The sequence below is a fragment of the Streptomyces sp. NPDC043908 genome, assembly GCF_056435525.1.
Map to the genome: position 1 here is coordinate 53,532 of NZ_JBWKEI010000024.1, position 14,718 is coordinate 68,249.

General features: G+C 66.3%; 4 protein-coding genes. 2 read left to right on the forward strand and 2 right to left on the reverse strand.

Annotated features, from left to right (window positions below; genetic code table 11):
• The first annotated feature begins 138 nt into the window (after window positions 1-138).
• Window positions 139-7,167 (forward strand): polymorphic toxin-type HINT domain-containing protein, encoded by a 7,029-nt coding sequence (locus AC069K_RS34010; RefSeq protein WP_478622514.1) that lies wholly within the window; start codon window positions 139-141, stop codon window positions 7,165-7,167.
• Window positions 7,167-7,568: a hypothetical protein gene (locus AC069K_RS34015; RefSeq protein ID WP_478622516.1), complete on the forward strand. Its 402-nt coding sequence runs from the start codon at window positions 7,167-7,169 to the stop codon at window positions 7,566-7,568. Before AC069K_RS34010 ends, AC069K_RS34015 begins: the two co-directional genes overlap by 1 nt.
• A gap of 765 nt (window positions 7,569-8,333) precedes the next feature.
• On the opposite strand, the gene AC069K_RS34020 is transcribed toward AC069K_RS34015, so the two are convergent.
• Both AC069K_RS34020 and AC069K_RS34025 read right to left on the reverse strand, forming a co-directional pair.
• A complete protein-coding gene (locus AC069K_RS34020) occupies window positions 8,334-8,750 on the reverse strand; it encodes a hypothetical protein (protein ID WP_478622518.1) in 417 nt (138 codons plus the stop codon).
• 53 nt (window positions 8,751-8,803) lie between these two features.
• A complete protein-coding gene (locus tag AC069K_RS34025; protein ID WP_478622522.1) occupies window positions 8,804-13,225 on the reverse strand; it encodes an RICIN domain-containing protein in 4,422 nt (1,473 codons plus the stop codon).
• Window positions 13,226-14,718 lie beyond the last annotated feature (1,493 nt).

Sequence of the window (14,718 nt, forward strand, 5' to 3'; positions counted from 1 at the left end):
GCGTGCCCGCACACCATGTGGGCGGGCACGCAACCCTGCTCCTCCCTACTTCGCCTCCTCTTCACACCTGCCTGGCCTCCGGCCGGCACGATCAGCTGCCCCGGTCCCTGAGCTGGGGTGGCAGGGGAATTCCTTACGATGCGCTTCACACCAGCCCGCAGAACGGGCACCCGCACCACGGCGCGAGTCGCCGCCGTCCTGTCCGCCGCCCTGGTGACGGGACTGCTGCAAGTCCTGCCCGGGACGCAGGCCGTAGCCGAAACGAACCTTCCCACAGCGTCGTGGAAGGAGAAGTCGGTCAAGGGCACCAATGCCAAGGCCAAGCCGCGCCCGGCGGACAAGACCGTCTCCGAGCGCCGTACCCCGAAGGCGGCCTGGCCCAAGGAAGGCACCGCCAGCGTCGCCCTCCCGGCCCCCAGCGGCTCCGGCTTCAGCGCGAAGACGTCCGGCGGGACCGGCAGTCAGGTCAGAGCAGGTTCCCTGCCGGTGTCGCTGGCCGCTGCGCCGCACGGCCCGCTCGCTCCGCACCAGCTGGCAGCACCGCCGTACGCCGTACAGGACACGGCCGCTACCGTCAGGGTGCTGGACCAAAAGGCCGCTCAGAAGGCCGGTGTGAACGGGGTTCTGCTGACGGTTGCCTCCAATGGCGGCGCGGCTGCCAAGGTCCGGGTCAGTGTCGACTACGACGCGTTCGCGGATGCGGCGGGAGCCGCATATGGAGAGCGGCTGCGCCTGGTGCAGCTGCCCTCGTGCGTGCTGACCGCCCCCAGCAAGCCGGAATGCCGCACAGCGACCCCGCTGGCAGGCCGCAACGACGCGGAGAAGCACACAGTGACCGCCGATGCGGTCACCATCGCGGACACCACGACGAGCACATCAAAGTCCGCAGCCCCCGCCGTCGGAGCCCGGGCACTGGCAGGCGGTGCGACGGTGCTGGCCGCGACCGCCGGTTCCGCGAGCCCAGCAGGTGACTACAAGGCCTCCCCGCTGTCGGCGGCGTCGACGTGGAGCACAGCGCTCAACAGCGGTTCGTTCTCCTGGTCGTACAACATGCCCGTACCGTCCGTGCCGACAGGGCTAACCCCCGAGGTCGACCTGTCCTACAACTCGGGCGAGATCGACGGGCGCACCGCGAACTCCAACAATCAGGCGTCGTGGGCCGGTGACGGCTTCAACATCGCGCCCGGCTTTGTCGAGCGGTCCTACAAGCCGTGTGGCGATGACGGGGTCAAGACCAACGGAATCGAACCGGGAGATTTGTGCTGGGCGTACGACAACGCCACCATCAGCTTCGACGGGCACTCTGGCGAACTGATCCCCATCAACGACGAGGAATGGCGGATTAAGGGCGACGATAACACCCGGGTCTTCCACTGGCGCCAGGACGACCGTGGCAACGGTGACAACGACGGTGAGTACTTCCGCGCCACCACCTCTGATGGCACCCGCTACTACTTCGGTTATAACCGGCTGACCAACTGGACAGCGGGCAAGCCGGAGACCAAATCGGTGGAGACCGTTCCGGTCTTCGGCAACAACAGTGGCGAGCCGTGCAACAAGGCGGCGTTCGCGGATTCGTGGTGCCAGCAGGGCCGGCGCTGGAACCTGGACCTGGTCATCGATGCCAAGGGCAACGACATGACCTACTGGTACAAGCAGGAGACCAACACCTACGGCCGCAACCTCAAGGACTCCGACGGCACCCCCTACGTTCGTGCCTCGGTCCTGGATCACGTCGAGTACGGCCAGCAGCTCAAGGACGTGTACTCGGACGCTGTCAAGCCGATGGCGCGGGTGGACTTCACCACTGCCGAACGCTGCCTGGAAACCGACGCCGCGCTGTGTGACCCGGCGAAAATCGACACCAATCGGCAGTACTGGTACGACACCCCCTGGGACCGCAACTGCAACAGCGGCAGCAAGTGCGACATGGGGCGCCTGTCGCCGACGTTCTGGGGGCGCACCCGGCTGAGCAACGTCACCACCAAGACGCTGCAGAGCGACGGCAGCTACAAGCCGGTCGACTCCTGGGAGCTGCACCACAAGTGGGGCACCGCCGACTTCGACTACCAGCTCCTGCTCGACTCCATCAAGCACACCGGACTGGCCGGATCCACCCCCGTCCCGCTGCCGCCGACGACCCTGTCCTACAGCGCGCAGATCGGACGCCTGGACAAGAGCGGCGACGGGCGGCCGGGCTTCTACAAGCAGCGGCTGCGAACCGTGCTCGACGAGTCAGGCGGGCAGCTGGACGTGAACTACTCGCAGGCCGCCTGCTCCTGGGACAGTCTGCCGAGCCCGCAGTCCAACACCTCGCGCTGCTTCCCCCAGATGTACCAGGCTGGCTTCAGTGATCCGGTGACCACGGAGTGGTTCAACAAGTACGTCGTGGACTCGGTCATCTCCTCCGACCGTACCGGTGGCGCCCTGAGCACCCAGACGAACTACACCTACTACGACGGCGGCGCGTGGGCATTCGACGACACCGAGGGCATCACCAAGGAGAAGCTGAAGACCTGGTCGCAGTGGCGTGGCTACGGCAAGGTCCGGGTGCAGACCGGCAGCAGCCAGTCGATGTCGACGCAGGCCGACCACTACTTCCTGCGCGGCATGAACGGCGACCGCACCGACCCCGCCGACAAGACGAAAACCCGCAGCGTCATCGTCTCCGACGGGGAAGGCAACGACCTCACTGACGACGAGGGCTGGGCCGCCTACGAGTACCGCAGCGAGACCTTCGACAGGCCGGGCGGGAAGATCCTGGCCAAGACGGTGAACACGCCCTGGAAGAAGCAGACCGCCAAGCGGGTACGCGACTGGGGCACCACCACAGCCAACCTCACCGGCACCAGCCGCACCCGGAACTTCACCTATCTCGTGGCGGCCGGGAAGTGGCGCGAGACCCGCGTCAACACCACCCTCGACGACCTCGGCAGGACCCCCAAGGTCGAGGACCTGGGCGACACCGACGTGACGGGCGACGAGAAGTGCACCCGCACCACCTACGCGGACGACGAATGGATCCGGGCTGCCGCGATCCACACCGAGACCATCGCGGCCGACTGCGACGCGAACCCGGACCGTGACACCCGTGCCGACGGCACCTCCGTGGTCCTGTCCGACACCCGCACCCGCTATGACGGTCAGGCGTACGGGGCCGTGCCGACCAAGGGGCTGGTCACCATGACCGAGACCCTCAAGTCCCGCAGCGGCAGCACGGCCACCTATCTCGACGACACCACCAGCTATGACGCCTACGGACGTCCGCTGAGCACTACGGCACTGGCCTCCACCAGCCTCTTCGACCCCACCAACCCGGCCAAGGCTCCGGTCACCACCCCGGCGGCCAGCCCCCGCACCACCACGACCGCCTACGCCCCGGCCACCGGACGACCCACCAAAGCAGCGGTCACCAGCCCCCCAGCCACCGTCGGCAACACGGCCACCACCCAGACCACAACGTCCTACCTGGAGCCGCTGCGCGGCCTGCCGTACATCACCACCGACGCGAACAACCTGCGCACCGATGTGGAATACGACGCGCTCGGACGCCCGCTCAAGGTGTGGAAGCCCAACCGCTCCAAGCTGAACAACCAGTCACCGAACCTGCAGTTCCGCTACACCAACGCCGAGAACACGATCCAGTCGGTCGCCACCCTCACGCTCAACAACGACGGTTCCACCGACACCAGCTACACCCTCTACGACGGCCTCGGCCGCGTCCGCCAGACCCAGGCCCCCGGCCCCGACGGCGGCCGCATCCTGACCGACACGTTCTACGACGAGCGCGGCCAGGTCCGCCTCGCCTACGCCCCCTACCACAACACCGCGGCACCTAGCAACACCCTGTTCACGGTGGTGGACGCCGACGGCATCGAGACCCAGACCGCCACCGAGTACGACGGCCTGGGACGGCCCACCAAGTCCACCCTGCTCTCCGGCAACGGCACAGGCACCCCGCTCGCCACGACCACCACGATCTACGGCGGCGACCGCGTCACCGTCACCCCGCCCAAGGGCGCCACCCCCACCACCACTGTCAGCGACGCCCAGGGGCGCACTACCGAACTGCGCCAGTACCAGGCCAGCAATCCAGCCGGACCCACGGGACCGTACGACAGCACGACCTACCGCTACGACGCGGCCGGGCACATGACCGGGATGACCGGCCCGCAGGGCGCCCAGTGGTCATGGACCTTTGACCAGTTGGGCCGCCAGACCAAGGCCGTCGACCCGGACTCGGGCACCAGCACCAAGACGTACAACGACCGCAGCGAAATCATCGCGACCAAGGACGGCCGCGGCAAGACGATAGCCCGCGTCTACGACAACCTCTCCCGCCTCCTGGAAACCCACGACAGTACGGTTACCGGGCCAATGCTGACCTCGCAGACGTGGGACAAAGTAAAGGGACAACTGGCCACCTCTACCCGCCATGTGTCAATCGGCGGCAAGCTCTACCCGTACACGGCCACCATCAACACCTACGACCCCCTGTACCGGCCGACCAGGACCACCCTCACGGTCCCCTCCGTCCCGGGCCAGGAAGCCCTGGCCGGTGACTACGCCACCGGCAACTCCTACAACCCGGACGGCACCGTCCAGGCGACGTCGTATCCGGCCGCAGGCAGCCTGCCCGCCGAAGTGGTCGCCTTCACCTACAACAAGCTTCACCAGACCACCGTCGCCAGCAGCAATCTGTCCAACTACCTCACCGGCCAGACCTACACCCTCACCGGCAAGCCCTACCGGACCACCTTGAACGCCGGAGGCGTGAGCACCACCATTACCAACGGCTACGAGCAGGGCACTCAGCGCCTCTCCGTCAGCCGCACCGACACGGACAACACGGCCGTGCCGGCTCGCGCCAACGCCTACAAGTACGACGAGGCGGGCAACGTCACCGAACTGAGCGACGTCTCCCGCACGGGCACCGACCGCCAGTGCTTTAAGTACGACTACCTCGCCCGCCTCACCGAGGCATTCACCCCCACCGATACGGCCTGCCCCACTACGCCGGACGGCAGCAAACTCGGCGGCCCGGCCCCCTACTGGTCCAGCTACACCTACAACACCGACGGCACCCGCAAGACCGACGTCCAGCACGACACCACGGGTGACACCTCCAAGGACCAGACCCGCACGTACACCTTCCCGACCGCGGGAGCGGCCCACCCGCACGCCCTGCTTTCTACTGCCACCACGACCGGCACTACCAACCCGGTCACGGACACCTACGACTACGACCAGGCCGGAAACACCACCCGCCGGACACTCAGCCCCAGCCCTAGCCTCTCCAGCGACCAGAGCCTGACCTGGGATACCGAAGGCCATTTGGCCAACGTCACCGACACCGTCCAGACGAAGAACGCCACCTCGTCGGTGACGACGAAGAAGACCACCGACTACGTCTACGACCCCAGCGGCAACCGCCTCACCGGCCACACCCTGGACACAGCCAATCCCACCGACGAGAACACCACGCTCTATCTCGGTGCCACCGAGCTGAAGCTCACCAAGGGCGCGGCCAAGCCGACCGCCACCCGCTACTACCCGCTCGGCGCGGCCACGGCCGTCCGCACCGACGACAACAAGGTCACCTTCCAGGCAACCGACCACCACGGCACCGCCGACACCAGCATCAACGCCACCGACGGCACAGCCACCCAACGCCGGATGACCCCGTTCGGCCAGAACCGCGGCACACCGCCCACCACCTGGGCCGGCACTAAAGGCTTCGTAGGCGGCACCAACGACACCCAAACCGGCCTCACCCACCTCGGCGCCCGTGAATACGACCCCAACACCGGCCGCTTCATCAGCATCGACCCCCTCCTCGAACCCAACAAACCACAGTCACTCACCGGCTACAGCTACACCGAAAACAACCCGGTAACCCTCTCCGACCCCACCGGAACCTTCAGCTGCAACATGGAAACCGGCAGCTGCCCGACAGGTTCCGAGGAGGTGGAACGGCAGAGCAAGCCCAAACTGGGCGGCACGACTCCAGCCAAACCAGGGGAGCTGGTCGGAACCAGTACGCGCCCCAAGGTGAAGTCCAAAACCGGATGCGCGAGATTTGGGCGGTGCAAGTATGTCGAAACGGACCAGCCACTGGGCAAGGACCGCGATATCGTCCCTGGCCTTGTCACAGGTGTTGTCGATGCCACGACATGGTCATGCAGCCTGTTCAAGCTCTTCGGGGAGGTTGAATGTGCCAGCGACGCAATCCGTAAAGAATACGCTGAGCGTGGCGTAGATGTTAAATCTGAGACGTTCGACGACTTCGCCACACTGTCCAGCATTGCAACTGGGGTCGTGGAAGGCGAACTAGGCGAGGCCGGTCTTGGAGTGCGCGCGTTCAAGGGAGCCTGCAGCTTCACGCCTGAAACTCCAGTCCTCCTTGAGGGCGGGAAGACAAAGCCCATCGGAGATATTCAGGTTGGTGACAAAGTCCAGGTGGCAGACCCAGATACAGGAGGGAATCAAGGTTCCCGGCGCGTCGATGCCACTCTCATCAACAAAGACGACGACCTCACCGACCTCACAGTGAAGGGGCCGGACGGCACCCGCAACACCATCCACACCAACGAGAAACACCCCTTCTGGGACGCCACCACGCATGCCTGGGTACCGGCCGGCAGACTCACTGCAGGTCACGCATTGACCACCGATAAGGGCCAAAAGGTCGCTCTCCTCAAAGCGGCTACCGTCCCCGGGGCCGCATACATGCACAACCTCACGGTCAATGACCTCCACACGTACTATGTACTCGCAGGCGCCACGCCAGTCCTCGTTCATAACTGTGGTAACGCGGCGACTCATAAAGTCGGGAACATTGTCGATAATCTCGACGATAACGTCTACTTCCATTACACGAGCGAGGGAGGACACAGTGGGATTTTGGCCGATGATGGCAGTCTCAGGATTGGCGCCAACTCCGGCAAGGTCCATGTGACCCAAGAAATTGGAAGTCCGGCAGAGATCGAGCAGAACATCTTCATCGGTAACCCGATGTACGCCGGAAAGGCTGACTACATGTTTGCCTTTCGGATGCCTGAAGGTGTAGAGCTTGGTCCGGGATCTCAGCCAAATGAGCTGATTACGAGAGGCTCGTTGAAGATCCCCGCAGGGAATGTCCTCTTCCATGGAAGGAACCCATTCTGATGTCAGAACTGGTCGAGTTTGACAACTTTGCCCAGGTGGAGATGCTGCTCCGTGCAGGTATGGAGCTCAAGTTTGAGCTCTCCGATGATGCGGACGTGCTCAACGGGAGTCCGGTCTATGCGTCGGCGCTGAAGCACCTTCGCGAAGGTCTGATCTCCGGATTGCGTTCGAGCTCGATGCCAGGGCGAGCGCAGAATCAGGATGAATGGTATCGACTGTCGCAGCACCAGCATCACTGGCGACTAATTGCTAGAAGGGCTGCCCTCCATCCACGTTGGCGGGACCTAACCGCAGTCGAACTGCGGCACTGGATCGAAACGCTTGCAGCGCCACTCGCCGTGGATGATGAGGCGCTGAAAGCCATCAAGGCGATAGTCGAAGAGATGCTTGATAGTGACTGACGGAAACCCTCTCCGATAATCGAGCCGAGGCCCCACCAGATTCTTTCTGGTGGGGCCTCTGTAGCGCCCGACGGAGACGGTGACGGCAACGTCAGCGAACGACGCGACGGCTGTGGCGGGCGGGACGTCGGGGCCGTCGTTGCCCCGGCCAAGGGCCTCGCTGAGGGAGCTTCGGCCGATCCCCCAGATCATTGATATCTGCGGGTCGCTGACCCCAAGGGACGCGGTCCTGTTAGGAGCGGTCATCGAGTCAGGGATAGTGGCTGCGGAGAAGGCGGGGCGGGCTGCCGAGCTCCGTCGCGGCCTGCTCGCCCGAGGGATGGACTGGCAGCTTTCGCTGCAGCGCAGGGTCGACAGCTTCCTGCTCCTCCACGAGTCTTCTTACGGCCCCGTAAACAGGCAGTGGTACCCGCCGCAGACCCCCCAGCCTGCGTGGAGGGAACGCCAAATCTGACATGGAGACGGTTGTCTGATTTCCTGGTCCTGTTGACCGGCCGGCTGCCGCAATGCTGCGCCGGGAAAGAACGGCTACGCCTCGGAGGCTGTTTCGAACGGCGTGGCTCAACAAGCGCCTCACCGCACCAGGCATCGCACAACCAGGGAACCGTGCCCGGCGAGTTTGGCCACTTCGACGACCCGGCCGGGACAGGGGGCCTGGGGCGGCCCTTCGCAGTGAGAAGGCCCGGCCCACCCGAGCGCATATTGGCCCGTGGCTGCCGGGACCCTGCCGTGTCTTGGTTGGGCAGGGCCCGGCAGGTCAACGGGTCATGTAGAGGGCGGCATGACCCACAGGGCGAGCGGGTCCATGTCGTCCCGTTCCACGGTGAATCCGGCTGAGCGCAGAATCCCCATCACTGCGGTTTGCACGTGACCTGCCGCCTTGATGAAGTATTGGAAGGCAGGGCCGCCGTCCGGGCGGCTCGTGTCGTACGCGCTGTGTACGGACGGATCACATTTCCAGTAGACGGAGGCTGCTGCTGGATGGTCCTCAAGGAGTTCGACTTCGACCTTCGCTCCTGGTGACGGGTCGTCGATCGTGCCCAGGGAGGCCGGCAGTCCGGCCTTTCGCAGCTCATCGCACACCTGGCCAGCCAGCCTGGACCGCGCCTCAGCCACCTCCGCGGTGACGTGCTTGAGCCCGAGGTCCTCGGGTGTCAGGTCATCGAAGTTGATGTTGATCACGCTTCCTTGGTTGCCTGGGGTGCCGGATTCTAAGAATCCGGCACCCCAGTGACTCATCCAGACGGCTGCCGCTCAGCAGACCGAGCGAGCCTTCCCCTCTCAAACGCTTCGATCATCGTCTTGAGCATGCTGGCGGATCCAGGGCCGTTTGGTGTTGACCAGGTGTAGGGGATCCCTTCCAGCAGCGGAGCGCACTTGTCCGGACAGGGGCTGCGCTCGCTGTAGAGCTCAGAGATCTGGCTCCGGTTGAACCCCTTTGACTCCAATTTCTGAATAATCTTCTCCTCAGAGTGAAGCCCGAGTGGCGTGTTGGCGAAGACAACGAAGTCATCCTTCGCGCCGGTGGCAGCGGCCCACCCCGGAACCCTCGCAACCGCGACATTCATCCCAAACTTGTACCTGAGCCCACTGCCAACCCGGAACTTGTAGGCCACGACGGCCAGTTCCGAACCGGCATACGGGATCATCTTCCTGCACAGATCACCGTCACCAGCGGCTGCCGCACGGAGCGGCTTGGGCTTTGTACACAGCCTGACCAAGTTGCTGATGTACTTCGCACCGATACCTTCGATAGCCAGTTCGCTTAGGCCGGCGGTGCGCAGGGCCCTCCAGGCGTCTGTGATGCCGATGCCGGTTCGGAAGGCGGCGTCGAGAGACTTGACGCCGTCGGCGATGGCCTTGATGGCGACGTTGCCGAAGACGAGGGTGGTGATGTCGAAGGCTGCCCAGCCGCAGTTGCCCCAGCTTCCGCCGCCTCCGGTGAACTTGTCCCAACAGCCGGTGAAGTCTTCGGTGAGCGCCTTGATGAATCCCTTGGCGACGGCGCGGTTGAACTCCTGCTGACTGATGGTGTAGGTGACGTCCTGGGTCTGGGGGTCCTTCAGTTCCAGGCTCGCGAGGAACAAGGTGTCGGAGGTGGGGCATCCGTACTGTGCGTCAGGGATGTTCGGGTTGGTGCACAGGTACAGGTCGACGGACACCGTGGAGGTGATCGTCGCGGTGATGACGCAGTCACCGGTGTGGATGATGACGTTGCAGTTGTCCTTCTTGACGTTTTCCGGGTCGCCGACGGGCTCGACCTTGGTCTTGAAGAAGACGCCGCCGATGCTGCCGGCCCCGGTCGAGATCTGGGTGTTCTTCTCCTTCGTCTCGGTGCGCTGGGCAGCGTCCTGGGTGTCCTTGGATGCCTGGTCGGCGTCCTTGGCGGCCTGTTCGGCTTCGGTGGCGGCGGTGTCGGCGCGGTCGGCTGCGGCCTGGGCGTCCTTTGCGGACTGCGTGGCCTGCCTGGCGGCCTCCTGCGCTGCCGCCGCGTCGAGCGCGGCCTCGTCGGCCGAGGCGCGGGCCTCCTTGGCGTAGCCTTCGGCTCGGCCGGCTGCCTTGTCAGCGGCTGCCGCGTCCTCGGTGGCCTGCCGGTCGTATTCGACTGTGCGGGCCAGGGACTTGGCGGCCTCGGCTGCATACCCGGCGGCCTGTGCTGAGTAGCCGAGGGCCTCCTTCGCGTACCCGCGGGCTTCTGCGGCGTACGCTGCCGCGTTGGCGGCGTGGAGGTATGCCTCCTTCATGTCGCCCTGGGCCTGGTTGGCGATGTCCTTGGCCGCCTCGGCCTCGGTTTTGGCGTTGTCGGCGTGGGCCTGGGCGACGGCCTGCTGCTGCTCGGCGATCGTCCGCGATGCCTGTCCCGTCAGCACCACCAGGGAGGCCGTGCTGTCGGTGTCCGCGTACGGGCCACCGAGCTGGATGGCGTCGTTGGCCGGCTTGGCGACCTGCCGGGCGGCAGCCGTGGCGTCGGCTGCTGCCTGCGCGGTGACATGGGCGTAGCCCGCCGCCTTGGCTGCGGCGGCGAGCGCGGTGAGGGCGTCCTTCATGGCGGCGTCGGCGTTGGCCTTGGCCGACTTCGCCTGGGCTGTGGCCACGCCTGCCTGCTTGACCGCGGCGGCGGCTTCGGTCGCCGCGTGCTGGGCTGCCTCGATGGCGTCCGCGGTGGCGCTGGTGGCCGTCTTGACGGCCGCGTCGGCCTTCAGTTTCGCGGCCTGTGCGCCGTCCGCGTCGGCACGTGCCCGCTTGGCCGCCGCCTCCGCCCGGGTGGCCGCGGCGTCGGCCTCGGCTGCCGCCTGGGTGGCGGCATCGGCCTCGGAACGGGCCCGCCCGGCTGCTGCTTTTGCGTCGTTCGCCGCGGCAGCGGCTTCATCTGCCGCCTTGCGGGCGGCGTCCGCGGCGTCACCGGCGTCCAGCGACTGTGCGTAGGCTTCCTTGGCGTCGGCCTTGACGCGCGCAGTGTTGGCTTTCTGCTCGGCGTTGTAGGCGTCGCTGCGCAGCTCGACGGCCTTGTCGCGGGCCTTGACCGCGTCGTCGCGCTTGCCCTTGGCGGTCTGCTCGGCGGCTTCGGCCCGGTCCTTGGCGTCCTTCGCTTTGCCGGCCTCGGTCTGGGCGTTCTGCTTGTGCTGGTTGGCTTCGCCCTGCTTGGCGGCGGCGGTCTCCTTCTCCGCCTTGGCCTTCTGCTCCTCGGCTTCCGCCGCGAGCCGCTTGGCGTGCGCATCGGCTGCGGCGGCCTTCGCCTGGCCCTCGGCCTTGACCGCGTCAGCCAGCTTCGCCTTCGCTGTCTCGGCGTCGGTCTTGGCGTTGTCGCGGTGAAGTTTGGCGGCATCCCGGGCGGCCTTGGCCTGCACCTCGGCCGTCTCGGCAGCCTTCTTACGGAACTCGGCTCGTACTTGCGCTGCCTGGGCAAGAGCGCGCTGGGTGATGGTGTCGCTGTCGGCCGCCGAGGCGCGGGTAGCGGCCTCCGCGGTCTCCCCGGCCTTGACCATTGCCTCCAGCGCGGCAACCGTGCCCTGGGTGACCTGGTCCTTTTGCTGCCCGACGATCAGCCCGCGGCCCCGCGGAGCTCCGTTCTGGTCAGCGATCGCGTAGGCGGCCTGCTGCGCCGTGGTGGAGGCGGCAGCAGCCTTCTTCGCCGTCTCCAGCTGGGCCCGGATCACGCCGAGCTGGTTCTTCGCCTCCGCCTGCGCAGCGGTGACGTTCGTCCTGGCCTTGTCCACACTGGCCTTGGCCGGGGCAGGGCCGGTGTGCCCCTTGGGAGCAACTTTGAACTTCTGACCGTCCGTACCGTTGCAGGACAACAGGAAGGCGTCCTGGCTGTTGGTGAACGAGCGCAGGTCCAGGCACTTGCCCGAGTTCGTGTTCTTCAGGCTCGTGGTAGCGCGGACGTCGGCTTCCCACGTCTGGGCCGGAGAGTCGTTGCAGCCCCAGATCTGGATCTTCGTACCGTCCGCGGTGCCGTCTCCGCTGACGTCCAGGCACCGGCCGGAGCCGACGTTCATCACGTGAAGGCCGTGGTCGTCCTGGTAGAGACGCCAGTCCTGTGCGGGGTCGTTGTTGCAGGTCCAGATCTGGACGGGCGTGCCGTTGGTCTTCCCTCCGCCCGCGACGTCCAGGCACTTGCCCCCAGCGGCGACCACCTTGATCACGTTGGAGGCATCCCCGATCCAGCCGAGACCGCCCTCGGTGGAGTAGTCCAGCCAGCGGGTGGAGTAGTCCGCCACCCACGACTGACCCAGCAGCCTGCCCAGGGCGAATGTACCGTCCTGCAACGCCTTCGCGGCCGTGGAGCTGGAAGCGAGGATCTGCTGACGCTGGGTGGCCTGGGAGACGATTTCCTGCTGCCACTCCGCGGCTGCCTGCCCCACCTCCTTGCCCAGCACCCGGTCGGGGTCGATCGGGTCGTGCCACGAGCAGCTGGCGAAGCGGGCCTTCAAGTCCTCGACAGCGATGCGGAATTCAGGGCTGTCCGGCGCCGGCGCCGTGGCGGGGAACCCGCCCGAGGAGAGGAAGATGCGGGCGTCGTCGGCGAACACCCGGGGGACGAACCACTGGTTCTCCTCGACCTTCCCCGAGTTCTTCTTCCACAGCGCCCACGCCTGCTGCTCCTGCGGGGTGCCCCCGGTGGCATACAGCTGGTCACCGATCGCCAGCGCGGCGGCTTTCGACTTGTCGTCAGCGGTCGGCGACGGATCGTAGAACGGGTTCCACACGTCGTCCCCGGCCCCGTACGACTGGTACAGCCACGGCAGCAGCCCCACCTGATCGAAGATCTTGCCGCCGCCTCGCGGCGGGTGCGGGTAATCCAGACCGCTGACGGCGCCGGACCACGCCTGCTCCTGGTCGCTGACCTTCTTCAGCCACTGGGCGGTGCTGTCGCGGTCCGCGTTGTTCGCCTGGTGCAGGGGCGTCTTGTCGTCCAACAGGTCCCGGCGGACCTTCTGGTGGAGCTGGTCCGGCGCCAGGGTGATCGCGTCCTGCGCCAGGGCATACAGGCTGGGTCCGCTCTTGCGCAGGGCTTGTGCGGCCACGCACTGGTCCTCGCGCAGTTGCTCAGCGGACTTGGTGTCGTAGCCGTCGTAGGAATCCCCGACCAGACCCAGCTGATCACGGCCAGCGGGCCGCGCAAGGTCGGGCCGCACCGCGAGGCCGACCACCATCGCCACGGCGGTCAGCAGGAGAATGATCCGTGCTGCCAGCCCCGACTTTCCGGGCCTGGGTAAGAGAGGGTTCGGTGATCTGGAGCGCAAAGCAGGTGCCTTTCATCCCGAGGCCGAAGCGACCCAGGGCACACCTCACCCTCACGGGCGACAGCCTTCCCCCGGCCGCTGCTGAACGTGCGCGCACGCCGGGCCGGGTCAGGACCCTCCGTGCATGCGGGCAACCGTAGGCGCAACCGCGTCAAATAGCACGGGAGTTCGATGATTCCGGCCAGTGTCGCGCCTACTCAGCGCAGCGGTACCACAGCGTGCCGTCGCGCTGCGAGCCCAGGGAAGCCTGTGATGTTCCTGTGAAGCGGACGCACGCGTTCGACGAGGCGCACGCAGGGCGGATCTGTCCAATTCTCACCAACTCCGCACCGCGGGAAGGCCCCATGCGGCGGGGGTGAAGCGGGCACGGGAAAGGGCGCTGGCCCGGGCCGTAGTGCTGGGGCAGCGCCCTTGACGGTGTAGACCAGGGGCCAGACGGCGGCGAGCGGCCCGTGCGGGGTCTTGGTGTGCTGCATGGCCGTCAGCTTGTGTACGAAGACGATGGCGAGGATCGCGGCGGGCGAGCATGAGAGCGTCCTCGAGCATGACCAGGTCTGTACCGTGCTGGAGCGAGGCGGGCGTCTTGGCGTGGTCACTCCACTTGATGCCCAGGCGCTGCGTCCCCACGGCCGCGGCTCACATCGCCCACCAGCGCTGGATGGGAGCGTGGGACACCTCGCGCCACGGGCCGTCGGGGGCCTGCCGCGTGCACGCCTTCCAAATCTCACCGGCTATCCCGACCGGGACCCAGAGATCCCACGCCCTCCTCTCCGTCGGCGAGCCGACGACGCCACCACAGGTCAGAGCCCCACTGTCGCTGACGGGCGAAGGGATCGGGAAGGGTGCGCTTGAGGTATGCGGCGTCCAGGGAAGCCACTTGGCCTTTCAGCTGAACGCGGGGCCGGGCAGGCAGCTCTTGCAGGACCTGTTCCAGCACGTCGCGTGCATGTCGCACGTCGTCGAAGGAACAACCGCGGCACGAGCAGTGCGCGTACCGCGGGTACAGAGGGCCACGCCCCTGCGGGGCCAGGAACTCCTGATATCGCCGCAACGCGCGTTCAGTGGCACCGGGATAGATGTAGTAGTCGCGGGAAAGACGCTCCACCCGATGTATCGCAAGGCCGGTGCGGCCGGAGAGCCCCCGGATCCGGTCCGCGGGCAGGTCCTCCCACATGCGTGGGCCACATGGTTCGGCGCGCAGGGCGCTCGGCCGTCTACGCGGCATCGACCTTTCGGTATGCAGTCATGGACGCCATCATGCCAGCCCGTATGTCCCTCCCACCCCAGCCGCAATAGGTGGGACAAGTCTTACTGGCCCTAACAAAGCCTCTGGACATGCCGATGGGTGATCAGGCAGACGGCGAGGCCCAGGAAGGCTTCATGGATGTCGTCGCGTCTTTCCC